We start from the raw sequence: 13,262 nt of genomic DNA, 5'->3' as shown, positions 1-13,262 counted from the left end.
CGGTTTAGAAAGCATGGGTTTTCGCTCAAGCCTTTTTGTAAAAGGCTTGCGATCAAGGATTTTTGTAGAAGGCTTGCGGTCAAGGATTTTTTGAAAAAGGCTTGTGAAAAGGGCAGCGTCCTCCCGAGATGGTATTCGGGCGGGACGGGATTCGGGCGAGATGCAACTCGGGAAATACTTATACGAAAAGCCTCTCTTATATCCACTTCATGAAACAGGATATGTCAAGTGCGGATGTCGCTGCAGTTGTTGCCGAACTGTCAGCGGGTCCAAAATCCATTATTGATGCGAAGATCGGGAAGATCTATCAGCCCACGCATGAGGAGATTCGCATCAATCTTTACGTTTTTCACCAGGGAAGGGACAACCTGATAATTGAGGCAGGGAAGCGCATTCATCTCAGTAAATACCTCAGGGCAAGCCCGACACTTCCCCAGTCTTTTCCGATGCTGCTTAGAAAATACCTGATAGGGGGAAGGATCGTATCTGTCGAGCAGCACGATTTCGACAGGATAGTAAAGATCGGGATCGAAAGAGGAGGAGTCAGGAGTACGCTTATTGTGGAGCTTTTCGCCCGGGGGAACGTGCTTATTGTTGATTCGGAAAACAGGATTATCCTGCCCATGAATCCTGTGACTCTTAAAGACAGGCGGCTTCGGAGCGGAGAAATTTACGAGCTGCCTGAGGCGCAGATGAGCCCGCTGGAAGCCAGGGTTTCGGATCTTATGGAGGCTTTTTCCAGGTCTACGGCGGATATTGTCCGTACGATTGCTACGAGGTTCAATCTGGGAGGAGTTCTGGCAGAAGAGGTTTGTTCCAGGGCAGGAGTTGACAAATCAAAGCCTTCAAAGGAAGCAACTGAAGATGACGCATCACGGCTCTGCAATGCAATGCATGAGCTCTTTTCCCCGCTTTTCAGGGCAGGAGCCGGAGATAAAGGTATAAGAGAAACCGAAAGCGGGGTTGAAGCCGAAGCTCCTGAGCTCAAACCTCAGCATATTAAAAAAGAGATTAACGGAAAACTGGAAACCTTTGATGTGCTTCCTTTTGACCTTACTCGCTATTCCGGGTTTGAAAAAGAATATTTTGATTCCTTTAACACGGCACTTGATGAATACTTTGGGAAAAAGGCGCTTGAGCAGGTCGAAGAGGTAAAAGAGGCTCAGAAAAAGGAAAAAAACCTTGGCGTTTATGAAAGGCGGCTTCTCCAGCAGGAAGAAAGCCTTAAAAAGTTCGAAAAAGAGATCGAGAAGAATAACGCCCTTGCCGAGACAGTCTACGCAAATTACCAGATTATAGAGGAGATTTTTTCCGTGCTTAACGGCGCAAGGACAAAGGGCTATTCCTGGGATGAAATCCGCTCCATCCTGAAACAGGCCAAAAAGACCGTGCCTGCTGCCCAAAAAATCACAAATATCGACCCCAGGACCGGAACCATAACAGTGGACCTTGACGGAAAGAGCGCCAACCTTGATATCAGGAAAACTGTACCGCAGAACGCTCAGGAATACTATGAAAAGGTTAAGAAATTTAGCAAGAAAAAAGAAGGAGCTCTCAAAGCTATCGAGGATACCAGGAAGGCTATGGAGAAAAAGGCTGTGGCAAAGGCTGCAAAGGCATGTCGTAAACTCCAGGCTTCCAGGAAAAAACACTGGTTTGACAGGTTCAGGTGGTTCTTATCCTCGGACGGCTTCCTTGTCGTAGGAGGCAGGGATGCCGACACCAATGAGGAAGTTTTCAAAAAATACCTGGAAAAGAGAGATCTTGTTTTTCATACCCAGGCGCCTGGAGCTCCTCTTACCGTTATCAAGACCGGTGGAAAAGAAATTCCCGAGCTTACCCTGCGGGAAGCAGCACAGTTTGCGGTTTCCTATTCTAGCCTCTGGAAAGCCGGACATTTCAGCGGGGACTGCTACTGGGTTAAAGCCGAGCAGGTTACAAAGACTCCGGAATCAGGAGAATATGTAAGGAAAGGGGCTTTCATTATCCGTGGAGAACGCAACTACTTTAAGGATATTCCTCTCGGTGTTGCAGTGGGGCTTGAACTCAAAGGAGGCGAGACCAGGGTGATAGGCGGACCTGCATCTGCCGTCCGGAAGCATGGGGATTATATCCTCGAAATAATTCCTGGGGCGTTTAACCAGAATGATATTTCAAAAAAGATCTACAGGATCTATGCGGATGAACTCAACGATCCCCGTTTCGTAAAGCAAATCGCTTCTCCTGACCAGGTAGCCATGATGATCCCTCCCGGAGAATCGGATTTAAAGAACCAGAAGCCGGAAAGGAAGGTAGGGAAGGTCGAGCACGAAGAAGAATATGGGACGCCGGAAATAGAGAATGAACCTGAGGGCAATGAGGAAGAAATTGAAGAGGAATTCGGAAAAGACCTCAGAGAGGAGATTGAAGGAGAATTCAGGGAAAAACTCACAGAAGAAGCCGGTAAAGGAACCAGAGAGGAGATTGAGATGCGTGGAGTGAAAAAAGTATGAGGATTACAAATCGCTCCCTCAAAGGAAGGGAGGGGGAGATTGCAGTAACAGCCGAAACCCTCGACGATCTCTGGCACCTGAAATATATAATCGAAAAAGGAGACCTGGTTTTTGCAGTTACCAAACGGAAAGCTGATACGGCAAGTGATAAGATCCGCCCTGAAAAGGTTGAGAAAGTAAAGGTAAGGCTCGGAATCCGGGTAGAGGAGATTGAGTTTCACAAGTTTGCAAACCGGCTGCGAGTTCATGGGGCGATAGAGCATGGGATGGATGCTGGCTCCTATCATACTCTCAATGTAGAGATAGGAACCAATCTTTCTATCGTCAAGGAGCACTGGAAGAATGACCAGCTCCAGCGTATCCAGGACGCTGAGGAGGCTTCGAAGCGCCCGAAAGTTGTTATGGTCGCAATAGAAGAGGGCGATGCCGATATCGGTTTTGTGCACCACTACGGAATAGAGATTTATTCCCATATCAGGCAGTCCTCAGGCAAGCGAGAAACCAGCTTGAGGAATGAATTTTTCCGGGAAGTTGTAGACCAGCTCAGGCATGCCGTCCCTGAGGAAGCGTCCATAGTCATTGCCGGTCCCGGATTTACCAAAGATGATTTCGTTAAATATTTTCAGGATATCGAGCCGGCTATGGCTTCAAAAGCCCTGATAGAAGATACCTCCATGATAGGAATGTCCGGCTTTCAGGAAGTTCTCCGTAGAGGTGCAGTGGACCGCATCATGCAGGAATCCCGTATAGCCCGCGAATCCGCCCTCATGGAAGACCTTATCCGTGAAATTTCAATGGATGGTAAAGCTGCATATGGTCTCGCCGATGTAAAGAATGCCCTTGATTACGGGGCTGTCGAAACTTTGCTTGTTGCTGACGAAACCCTTCGAGAAGGGCGGGAAAAAGGAGAAGATATCGACAAACTCCTTATGGCAGTCGAACAGGCTCAGGGGAAAGTCGTTGTTTTCAGCACAGCTTTTGAACCCGGAGAAAAGCTTCATAAACTGGGAGGGATCGCAGCCCTGCTCCGTTTCAAGGTGAGAGGCTGATCCTGCCTGGGCTTGAACTGGAAGATTAAGGCTCTCTTACCGATTTTATTTTTTTTGATCCCTGGCGTTTGCTGTCTCTGATTTCTTTAATAAACCGGAAATTTTTATTTATTTCTTTTTATTTTCTACTTAGTAGTATTTTTATTTTTTTCTGTTCAAATTAGTAAAATTTATTAACTAATTATCTTTATTTGTTGTTACTTTTAATCTGATTTATAATAATATTTGCTTATTTGATTCAGCTTCTTATGATTAATACTTAATAACGAATGGAAAAAGGTGATAATTCCTATGAAACTCTATGTTCAAAGGACCTTATTCTCATTGCTTGCTTTGTTTACAATTTGCTTGATACTTGTTCCTTTGGGTTTTGCAGCTCCGGCTCCAGCTGTTTCTGGATTCCCCTTTGATACGAGCGAAACCTCATCCGATGAGTTCTGCTGGAACGCTACCACATTTGGCGGTTTTAATTATCCCGTAAATAAACACAAAGACTTCGTAGCTTCCGAGAACTGGTGGGGAGAACGGTTGCAGTATGTCGAAAAAGACGGCCAGTACGAACTCGGAAAAAGTAATCCTGGAAACCACATTATAGGCGAAGAGGAACTTATCTATTCCACAAGGCAGTTTTCCAATAAATACGAGCTTGTTTCCGAACTGGAGTTAAACGCCAGTGCAACTCCTGAGGAGCTTGGCGGAATGTTTTATTATAAACTTCCATGGTTCGGAAAGCCGTATATTGCTGTTGGAAAAGATGCCAGGCAGCTTGCAAACATTATATTCGCCCAGAATGGCAATGAGAGGAAAGAATTGAAAACCGGTGAAACCTGGGATCTGGGGAAAAATTACTCTCTGGTGGTTAATCACGTTGACGCCGAAGGCGATAAAGTCTGGTTCTCCCTCTATAGAAACGGGCAGGAAATCGAGTCTGCAATAGTGGAAGCAGACGGGACGGTTGAAAGCCAGACTTTTGCCGCGAGTGCAGACTTTGGGGATGGAAACGACCAGCTCTACTTTATTACCTATGTAGATTCTGTGTTCAAGGGAACTGCTGATTCTTTTGCTGTTTTCAAATACACCTGGCTTATTGACAGGGATAATGTTTTGATCATCAATGAAGGAGACGAGTATCAGGGTTTTGAGGTAAAGGAAGCTTCAGAGGACAGGATAGTGCTCGCAAATTCAAAGTCAATCAACATTAATCTGGATAAAGACAAAAAGACCTATTTCACTGATTCCTGGTATTTCCAGACCTCGGATGAGGGGAAAGGCAGCTCTCCTGAGGGTTATATCCTCTATCCAGCAAAAGAGCTTAGCAGTCCTGGAAATTACACCTTGAGAGGTCTTCCCTTAGATACTGGCGAAACCTTCTCTGATGGTTTTGTCTGGACTGCAACTACCTTTGGGGGTTTTAACTATCCTGTAAACCAGCACAAGAATTTCATAGCTTCTAAGAACTGGTCTGGTGAACGCATTCAGTATGTAGAAAAAGACGGGGAGTATGAGCTTGGCAAAAGTAGTCCCGGAAACAATGTAATAGGCGAAGAAGAACTAATTTACTCTACCCGCCCGTTCTCTTCCAAATACGAACTCGTTTATGACCTTGAACTGAACCCCAGAACAACTCCTGAGAAACTTGGCGGAATGTTTTACTATAAGCTTGCCTGGTTCGGAAAGCCATATGTTACAGTTGGAAACGATTCCACCCGGCTTGCAAACCTTGTGGTCTCTCAGGTTTCCGGAGAAAAAGAGCAGTTAAAAACCGGAGAGTCCTGGGATCTGGGGAAAAATTATTCTCTGACTGTTAACCAGGTAGATGTAGAAGGTGAAAAGGTCTGGTTCTCCCTTTATAAAAACGGGGAAGAAATCGAGTCCGGAATTGTAAGTACAAACGGGTCAGTTGACGATAGAACTTTTGCTGCAACTTCAGACTTCGCAGACAAGAAAGACCAGCTCTACTTTACCACTTATGTTGACACTGTATTCACAAGTGCTACCGATTCCTTCGCTGTCTTCAAGTATACCTGGCTCATTGACAAAGATGGGGTTATTCTTATCAAAAAAGGAGATGACTATCAGGGTTTTGAGGTAAAGGAAGCTTTAAAAGACGGGATAGTGCTCGCAAACTCAAAGTCAATCAATATTAATCTGGATAAGGACAAAAAAACTTATTTCACTAACTCCTGGTATTTCCAGACCTCAGATGAGGGAAAAGGCAGCGTTTCTCCACAGGGCTACATTATCTACCCTGCAACGGATGTTACTATTGAGGACAAAGCTGTTGCCGAGTCTATCGGAGACATCAGTGATAAAAATAATAAGGATAATTCCTCTGGTTCGATAAAGGCTCTTCCCAAACAGAAATAAGCCTTTCAGGTAACTGATCCGGGAAAGAATTCTTCTTTTCTGGACCTTCTTCCTTTTTACAGTTCTTTTCCTTTTTTACAGTTCTTTTCCTTTTTTATATCAGGAGAAGAGCAATGAACCCACTTAAAAAGATTCCATCAAAGGTTCCTGCCCCTCCTATGCTTGCAACAGGAGCTCCAAGGCTCTTTATTTTCCCCAGGTTAAGTAGATCGGCACCTATAAGCGTTCCGAGTACTCCTCCTGCATAGGCAGTGACAACGCGGCATTGGTCAACCGGGCAATCAGGAATTTGAACTACAGAGGTCAGCAAAATCGCAGCAAGGGCAGCTGTAAGGGGCGGGACCAGCGCAGGTGTGGCGATACCTATCCCGCGAATCGGTCTTGCTACGGAATAAGTTATGATTGAAACTACTAAGACGCCTGCACCTGCAAGCAGGAGAGAAGACGGAAATTTCATAAGAAGGTATGCTGAAATCAGAACCGGAATAACCGCTCCTCCTACATTGACAGCAATTGTCGTTTCATTTCCTGTCACTCGCCGGACTGGAACTCTATAAACTACGCCAAAGACACGAATATAGCTGTCTTTAACTGCCGGAGTATCGGACCTGAGAGTTGCCACAGGGATATTGATGCCGCTTCCGAGGAGGGACAGGACCAGGATAAGAAGTGCATCCCCTATAGAGAAGCCGATTTTCGTAAAAGCTGAAACGACGACTCCAAAAAAGAGAAAACTAAATCCCAAAATTAGAAAAAGGACTAAAAGCAGGAGGAATGTAAGACTAAAAGGAATGTAAAAAAACTGTCTTCTCATGGAGTTACTCCACTCTTTTTATTTTCCCACATATTCAGGAATATATTTTCTTCACTTATGAGTGTATATGCTCCCTTATTCTTTATATGTCCCCCTGGAAAGCAACTGCCCTTAACGAGCTTGCAATTCTGCGGTGCTGGAACATATTAAAAACTACCAATCTGAGGAAAAAAGTTTCTAATTCTTAATGTTAAATGTACCTTACCGCAGATTTCAGGCATTCCATACAGATTATCTCTTTTGCGTCTTTATACACCCTTAGAACGCCGCCAGACTCGGATATCGTAACTGCTATCGCAACCGTATCCCTGCTGATTGCGGCTGCCGAAACATGCCTGCCTCCCAGGCCTTTGTCGATATCCACATTTTTGCCGTCTACGTCAAGGTAACGACCTGCGGCATGGATAATGCCGTTTTCATCCACTACAAAGACTCCGTCAAGTTGAGCAAATTCCTTTATGGATTCCCAGTTTCTTTTGTCAAGAACGCTCCGGTAAGCTTCCTCGTGCCCGGTATACGGATTCAGTATTATCTGGTGAGAGCGTTTCATAACCTCTTCGGAATCCCCTATAATAAAGGCAGCTCCCATTTTTTTGCCTTCCCTGCCTGTCAGGACGATATCAAAAGAGATTTTCATGATCGCACTCATTACTTCCGACTTTATCCTTTCCTGGCATTCCTTCATGGCTTTTATGAGGGGGTTTTCGTCGAGGCTATGTACAATAATTGAACTGGAGCCGCGGGTTTCGACTACGCCCACAATGATCCCGCTTTCCTGTTTTCCAAGCACGTACTCTATGGCTGCAGCCTGTTGAAGGTTCTCTGAGTTCCCTGAGGCTTCCCGGTTTATCTGGTCGCCGAGCTCCTTTAGAGGGTTTTTACTATCTTTTCCGGTGGAGACCAGATGGTCTATTATGCTTTTCGGGCGCATAGAGATATGATAGACCGGAATTCCCCCGGTTTCGATCCCTTCAAAACTCAGCTCCCCGGAAACCATAATTGCGGCAGCACCAAGTTCTCTGGAAATCCGGGCTGCCGTTTCTGCAATTATACGTGCTCTATCCATATGATCCATCGCTTTTTCTTTTTGCAGCAACCGATTTGCGGTTCTATTCTTTTATTTTAAAGTTAAATTAATTCTTCAAACTAATATTATTTTCTTAAATTTAGAATTTATATCTTTTAACTTACCGTTTTTTCCGGGTCCTGACTATATCCCTCAGGTTAACATTGAAGCCAACTTTATAAATACTTAAGCTTATTTACACATCCTACCTATCTCTTATATATTATAATTTTCCTGTAACCCCTTCGATTTTTTCTTTTTTACCGCTTTTTGCCTTCCCACTTTTTTGCATTCTTTTCTTTAACTCCTTTTTTCTAGAAGATTCCCTGGAGGGTTTACAATTCCTTCAAACGGATCTAAACTTGATTTTCCCGGAAGATAGTTAACAGGAAGTTTTTTCTGGTTCGCTTTTCAATTAAGATTGGTGAATGTTTTGATCAGGACATTTATAGCAGTAGAATTAGACCCCGGTTTTAAAGAGAAAATTCGGGAGCTTCAGGACAGATTCTCTGGTTTTGATCTGAAGTTAGTTGATCCTGAACTCGTTCACATAACTTTAAAGTTCCTGGGAAATGTAGACGAGTCAAAGGTTTTGCCGCTTTCCGCGGCTCTCGATTCTATCACATGTGAACCTTTCGAAGCAACCATCGGGGGGCTTGGAGTTTTTCCCAAACCTTCAAATCCCAGAGTGCTCTGGCTGGGTGCAACCGGAAATTTCAAGGAGTTACATGACAATGTGGAAAATTTACTGGAACCTTTCGAGTTCGAAAAAGATGACAGGGAATTTACCGCCCATGCTACTCTTGCCAGGATAAAATTCCTCAAGAAAGATAAGAAAAACGCATTTATAAATACAGTAAAGGAGTTAAAAGATATAGAAATTGGTACCATGTGGGTAAATAAAGTGGCTCTAAAGAAAAGCACACTTACCCCTAAAGGGCCGATTTATGAAACCCTGCATACCGTGTACATGGATTAAATTTTTAGTATTATATTTTCTTTCTCTTCAACACCTTTCTTCTCTTCCGACTCTGTTTTCTCTGTTAGATCTTCTTCCTATGCGGCACCAGAGCAAATTATGTTTGTGACTTTTTGAATTAGCTTCCTCTGCTCTGGATCAGTTACTCCTCTGGAACCGATTCGTAAAGCTTTCTTCTTTCTGAAGGCATGGCTTTGAGAAACTCCTTTGCCTCTTCCGGAGACACGGCCCTGCAGGTCCCATCGGGTTCCTGTATTATCACGCCGCTTTCTGAGAGCATCCTGTATCGTGCTTTCCGGACTTCTTTGTCAGGATGGCAGACAAAATGACAGTTTGAACAGGTATATTCCATTCTGTTTCCTGGAATCAGGCATATGAAAAATCCGCCTTTGATTTTCGGCCGTTTGAGGTACGCCTCTATTGTGCTGGGCAACGCAACGATGAAATCTTCGTCCTTTTTTGGAATCTCAAAACGAGCCGGAGACCAGGTAGACCATTTTCCCGAGGCATTCAGACCTGTGAGCCCTCCGCAGACAAGAAAACATCGGCTGTTGCTTCTTCTCTTCCCGTAGGTAAACTCCTTTCCTCCGAGGTTTACGGTGACCTTCTCAAGCGGGTCAACGTATCCAGAAGAGCAGACTGCAAGGCAGATCTTGCATTCATCACAATAGTTATCTTCTTCTGGCAGTGGCTCTGTCGGGATAAGCTCCGCGTCTGTAACTACAGATGCCAGGACAATTGCTGACCCGTATTCCTTTGTAATTATATTCCCTGAATACCCGAAATATCCTATCCCAGAGCGAACGGCGAGGTATCTGTGAGAAATAGGAGGGTGCATATCCAGCAGCCAGTTTTCCGAATCCTGACGGTATACGAAATTTGCAAGCTGGGGGGCAGCTTTGTACCCGTACTGCTGCAAGAATCCTGCCATCTCAAGGGCTATTCCGTTGGCAAGGGTGGTAGTTCGCACCTTATTAGTGTCGAGGGATTTATGATCCTCTTTTCTAAAGTAAGGCTCTATAAGGTTCTGGTCAAAAGCAAGGGCAAAAACGACTGCCGATCTTGCTCCTGGCAATACATATGTCAGGTCCACGGAAGGAGGACCGCCTGCAAGGGTTTCGGTTGTTGCGATGCCCACTTTAAAAGCTCCAAGGGTCAGAGCCATTTCTTTGAGTTCTTCGGTCAGTTCCTCTATTTTCGATTTTTCAGTTTGCTCTTCCATTTCCGACTCCTCCAAATTAAATACAAATATTTATTCTCAATGTAATTTATGCAGACAACCGCTATATCTTTAATCGGCATTCAAATATACTAATTCCCTATAAGTATAGTCCAATAACCTTTTTAAATACATTTTTGTACACATTTTTTAAATTTAGCCTAATATAATTATTAATGATAATAAAATTAGAAAAATAGATATGCATAACTGAAAGAGTAAAACAGATGAAAATCTTCTCGCTTCCTATTTTTCAACTTTAAAGTTACTATTTTTCTTCTCCTGTTACTCTTTTATTCCTTGTTTCTATACATTTATATATTAGTTATATCCTGGCTGTAACGCATCAAATGTCTTGGAACGCAGTTTAAACATAATAACTGAGGACGTTCAAAAGTTTAAATATTATCTTTTCTAAATATGGTGCAAGCATTAATGGAGGACTCTACGATTAAAGAAGAGATCTGGATCGAAAAATACAGGCCTATTCGGCTGGACCAGGTGGCGGGGCAGGAAGAAACAATTGAACGCCTGAAATCCTACGTTGCAACGAAAAACCTTCCTCATCTTCTGTTTTCCGGGCCGCCGGGAGTTGGAAAAACAGCTTCTGCCGTCTCGATTGCAAGGGAGATCTTCGGGGAAGAACTCTGGCGTGAAAATTTTACCGAACTCAATGCGTCGGATGAAAGAGGCATTGATGTTGTCCGGACAAAAATCAAAAACTTTGCAAAAACTGCTCCCATGGGAGGAGCCGGTTTCAAGATTATCTTCCTGGATGAGGCCGATGCACTGACCTCGGATGCACAATCCGCACTCCGGCGGACAATGGAACGCTTTAGCAATAACTGCCGGTTTATTCTGTCCTGCAACTATTCTTCCAGGATCATAGAGCCTATCCAATCCCGCTGTGCAGTTTTCAGGTTCAGACGCCTTTCCGAAGAGGCTATCAGGAAACGCCTTGAATACATAGCCAGAGATCAGAATTTATCCATAACTGAAGATGGATATGATGCGCTTGTTTACGTAGCTCAGGGAGATATGAGAAAAGCTGTGAATTCTCTCCAGGCTGCGGCTTTCATAGACCCGGAAAAACCTATATCCAGGGAAACCATTTACAGAACTACCGCAACCGCAAATCCTGAGGATATCAGAAGCCTGATCGAGACTGCTCTGCGTGGAAATTTCAGGGCTGCGCGAAAGGAACTGAACAGGTTGCTCTACGAAGAGGGACTTTCCGGGGAAGATATAATTGGACAGATTTACAGAGCAATCTCAGAAATGGATAACCGGATGATTCTGGATCTCGGGCTTTCCGAAAAACGTATTGTCGAACTCGTAGATATAATAGGCGAGATTGATTTCAGGCTTACTGAAGGGGCCACTGAAAAGATTCAGCTCGAAGCCTTACTCGCGCACTTTGCACTCTCCAGTGCAGATTAAGGTTCGATGAACCGGAAGCAGCTTCTCTATATTCCAGATCTCTTAAAAGAGGTTGGAAAGGCCTGAATCTGCCCTCTCATTAAAATATAACTATACGGTATTAATAAATCCTGATTACCATGTCTGTTGAAATAGCATTAGTACAGATGCTGGGGTCTGTTCCCCACTGGTTTGCAGTTTTGATTCTGGGGGCTGTACCCGTTTCTGAGCTGAGGGGGGCAATCCCTGTAGCAATGGGCATTTATGAAATGGGACCTGTAGATGCCTTTTTCTTTTCAGTGCTCGGGAACCTTCTCCCTGTAGTCCCGCTTCTGCTCTTCCTTGAGCCGGTCTCAAACTATCTCAGACGCTTCTCGATCTTTGATGCTTTTTTCATCTGGCTCTTCGCAAGAACCCGCAGGAACAATACCGAGAGTTTCGAAAAATATGGTCTTCTTGCACTGACCGCCTTCGTAGCCATACCTCTGCCGGCTACAGGAGCCTGGTCAGGCTGTGCAGCGGCATTTGTATTCGGGGTTAAGTTCAGGCAGGCATTACCGGCAATTGTCCTCGGGGTGATAATAGCCGGAGTCGTAGTAACAGCCCTTACTATGACAGGTATAGGTCTCGTTGATCTGGTGATGGGAGTATAATTCCCTGGAAATGTAATCCCATATCCGATTAAACCTGAAGCGCTGTAGCACGACTGTTGACCCGAAACCGTTGCGCCGGTTTATCACGCCGTTACGTGGGGATTTTCGCTCAAGCCTTTTCAAAAAAGGCTTGCGTTTCGCCGGTCGATCACGCTCCGGTTACACCGGTTTAGATAAAGCATGGGTTTTCGCTCAAGCCTTTTTGTAAAAGGCTTGCGATCAAGGATTTTTTGAAAAGGCTTGCTTCGAAATCTTCATATAATTTAAAAATATCTATATATTCTCGACAGAACAAATATAAATTTACAATTATTATTTTACAGCCAGCTCCTGCTTTTACAACTTCGTGTAGCTTATTCCCGTTGTCTGGCAGTTCTCTGGAGTTTTGAGGTGACTATTAATGGCAAAGGCAGATAAGAAAAACAAAAAAATAGTTCAGTCCAAAAAATGCGTTGGGTGCGGAATCTGTGCTTCCGTTTGCCCTGTAAATGTAAAACTGATGAAAAGCGAAGACTTTGATCCCGAAACCGCTGAACTGGGAATTCGGATCATGGACGGAGTGGCAGTTATCAATGATGAGGTTTGCGTCCGTTGTGGAGCCTGCTCAAAGATTTGCCCCGTGGAATCCCTGACTGTAATTGATCTGGAATCCGCGACCGCATAACTAAAATTTAAGTAAAAAATAGAAAATGCTGGTTCTCAGCATTTTATTTTTTATTTTATCCCTGAAGCCGATAAAACTGATAAATAGCTTTTAACAGGTATTCTGTCTGAACTTACAGCATTTCTTTTGCTAATTTTATATCTTCAGCTTTTACGGTTTTCCTTCCTGCATGTTCTGCAAGTTTTATTGCTTCTCTTGAAATCTCAAGTCCATATTCTTCCAGAATTTCCGTAAGGGCCATTCCCGCACTCTCACTTACTCTATGAGCACCTGCGGTTCTTATTAAACGCTCAATTGGTGCGAATGGTATCACTTTTGCCATATTATCCTCCAATCTACTTTTTTCGTTAATATAATATCCTTCTAATCCCTGATTTTGTAATTAGATTCTATAAATAACTTTGCTTATATTTGGGTTTTTGCTTCCTATTCAGCTTTTAATACCTTTTTTCGCCCGAATTGTTTCCCGAATTGCTTAAACCTTTCCAGAAGAGGCTTGGTTGAAAACGCAAATTTTTTTAAACCAGGTAAATCATTTCT

General features: G+C 43.9%; 11 protein-coding genes. 7 read left to right on the top strand and 4 right to left on the bottom strand.

Features of this window, described 5'->3' with window-relative positions; all coding sequences use genetic code 11:
- The first annotated feature begins 209 nt into the window (after window positions 1–209).
- The 3 genes from rqcH to EQO05_RS05285 all read left to right on the top strand — a co-directional run bounded on the left by rqcH (window position 210) and on the right by EQO05_RS05285 (window position 5,908).
- Window positions 210–2,492 carry a ribosome rescue protein RqcH gene (rqcH, locus tag EQO05_RS05295; RefSeq protein ID WP_128504452.1) on the top strand — a complete coding sequence of 761 codons (2,283 nt, stop codon included), beginning with the start codon at window positions 210–212 and terminating at the stop codon, window positions 2,490–2,492.
- Entirely contained in the window at window positions 2,489–3,541 is a 1,053-nt protein-coding gene (locus EQO05_RS05290) for an mRNA surveillance protein pelota (RefSeq protein ID WP_128504450.1), read from the top strand. Before rqcH ends, EQO05_RS05290 begins: the two co-directional genes overlap by 4 nt.
- A gap of 291 nt (window positions 3,542–3,832) precedes the next feature.
- The gene (locus tag EQO05_RS05285) at window positions 3,833–5,908 is read left to right on the top strand and encodes an S-layer protein domain-containing protein (RefSeq protein WP_128504448.1); all 2,076 of its coding nucleotides are present in this window, start codon (window positions 3,833–3,835) and stop codon (window positions 5,906–5,908) included.
- A 94-nt stretch (window positions 5,909–6,002) separates the two neighbouring features.
- Here the strand turns inward: EQO05_RS05285 and EQO05_RS05280 are convergent, their stop codons facing one another.
- Both EQO05_RS05280 and EQO05_RS05275 read right to left on the bottom strand, forming a co-directional pair.
- Window positions 6,003–6,722, bottom strand: a complete 720-nt coding sequence (locus tag EQO05_RS05280) for a DUF1614 domain-containing protein (protein WP_128504446.1) — start codon at window positions 6,720–6,722, stop codon at window positions 6,003–6,005.
- A gap of 190 nt (window positions 6,723–6,912) precedes the next feature.
- On the bottom strand, window positions 6,913–7,788 hold the full coding sequence (locus EQO05_RS05275) for a diadenylate cyclase (RefSeq protein WP_128504444.1): 876 nt from the start codon (window positions 7,786–7,788) through the stop codon (window positions 6,913–6,915).
- A gap of 433 nt (window positions 7,789–8,221) precedes the next feature.
- Here EQO05_RS05275 and thpR point away from each other — a divergent pair, with 433 nt between their 5' ends.
- On the top strand, window positions 8,222–8,767 hold the full coding sequence (gene thpR / locus EQO05_RS05270; protein ID WP_128504442.1) for an RNA 2',3'-cyclic phosphodiesterase: 546 nt from the start codon (window positions 8,222–8,224) through the stop codon (window positions 8,765–8,767).
- Between the two features lie 142 nt (window positions 8,768–8,909).
- Here thpR and EQO05_RS05265 read toward each other — a convergent pair whose 3' ends face one another.
- Window positions 8,910–9,989 carry an epoxyqueuosine reductase gene (locus EQO05_RS05265; protein ID WP_128504440.1) on the bottom strand — a complete coding sequence of 360 codons (1,080 nt, stop codon included), beginning with the start codon at window positions 9,987–9,989 and terminating at the stop codon, window positions 8,910–8,912.
- 432 nt (window positions 9,990–10,421) lie between these two features.
- On the opposite strand from EQO05_RS05265, the gene EQO05_RS05260 reads away from it, so the two are divergent.
- The 3 genes from EQO05_RS05260 to EQO05_RS05250 all read left to right on the top strand — a co-directional run bounded on the left by EQO05_RS05260 (window position 10,422) and on the right by EQO05_RS05250 (window position 12,722).
- Complete coding sequence (locus EQO05_RS05260) at window positions 10,422–11,426, top strand: replication factor C small subunit (protein WP_128504585.1); 1,005 nt, start codon at window positions 10,422–10,424, stop codon at window positions 11,424–11,426.
- A 119-nt stretch (window positions 11,427–11,545) separates the two neighbouring features.
- Complete coding sequence (locus tag EQO05_RS05255) at window positions 11,546–12,058, top strand: small multi-drug export protein (RefSeq protein ID WP_128504438.1); 513 nt, start codon at window positions 11,546–11,548, stop codon at window positions 12,056–12,058.
- A 400-nt stretch (window positions 12,059–12,458) separates the two neighbouring features.
- On the top strand, window positions 12,459–12,722 hold the full coding sequence (locus EQO05_RS05250; protein WP_128504436.1) for a 4Fe-4S binding protein: 264 nt from the start codon (window positions 12,459–12,461) through the stop codon (window positions 12,720–12,722).
- Window positions 12,723–12,834: 112 nt separating this feature from the next.
- Here EQO05_RS05250 and EQO05_RS05245 read toward each other — a convergent pair whose 3' ends face one another.
- Window positions 12,835–13,056 (bottom strand): histone family protein, encoded by a 222-nt coding sequence (locus EQO05_RS05245; RefSeq protein WP_255420828.1) that lies wholly within the window; start codon window positions 13,054–13,056, stop codon window positions 12,835–12,837.
- Between the last annotated feature and the right edge of the window lie 206 nt (window positions 13,057–13,262).

Source organism: Methanosarcina sp. MSH10X1 (genome assembly GCF_004099695.1).
In the GTDB taxonomy this organism is placed as follows: Archaea; Halobacteriota; Methanosarcinia; order Methanosarcinales; family Methanosarcinaceae; genus Methanosarcina.
The sequence above is the reverse complement of the archived record's forward strand: the minus strand, read 5'-3'. Positions and strand labels throughout refer to the sequence as shown.

Bases quoted from the DNA above. Each gene is read 5' to 3' on its own strand.
- rqcH (WP_128504452.1), top strand. From the start codon at position 210: ATGAAACAGGATATGTCAAGTGCGGATGTCGCTGCAGTTGTTGCCGAA.
- EQO05_RS05290 (WP_128504450.1), top strand. From the start codon at position 2,489: ATGAGGATTACAAATCGCTCCCTCAAAGGAAGGGAGGGGGAGATTGCA.
- EQO05_RS05285 (WP_128504448.1), top strand. From the start codon at position 3,833: ATGAAACTCTATGTTCAAAGGACCTTATTCTCATTGCTTGCTTTGTTT.
- EQO05_RS05280 (WP_128504446.1), bottom strand. From the start codon at position 6,722: ATGAGAAGACAGTTTTTTTACATTCCTTTTAGTCTTACATTCCTCCTG.
- EQO05_RS05275 (WP_128504444.1), bottom strand. From the start codon at position 7,788: ATGGATAGAGCACGTATAATTGCAGAAACGGCAGCCCGGATTTCCAGA.
- EQO05_RS05265 (WP_128504440.1), bottom strand. From the start codon at position 9,989: ATGGAAGAGCAAACTGAAAAATCGAAAATAGAGGAACTGACCGAAGAA.
- EQO05_RS05260 (WP_128504585.1), top strand. From the start codon at position 10,422: ATGGAGGACTCTACGATTAAAGAAGAGATCTGGATCGAAAAATACAGG.
- EQO05_RS05255 (WP_128504438.1), top strand. From the start codon at position 11,546: ATGTCTGTTGAAATAGCATTAGTACAGATGCTGGGGTCTGTTCCCCAC.
- EQO05_RS05250 (WP_128504436.1), top strand. From the start codon at position 12,459: ATGGCAAAGGCAGATAAGAAAAACAAAAAAATAGTTCAGTCCAAAAAA.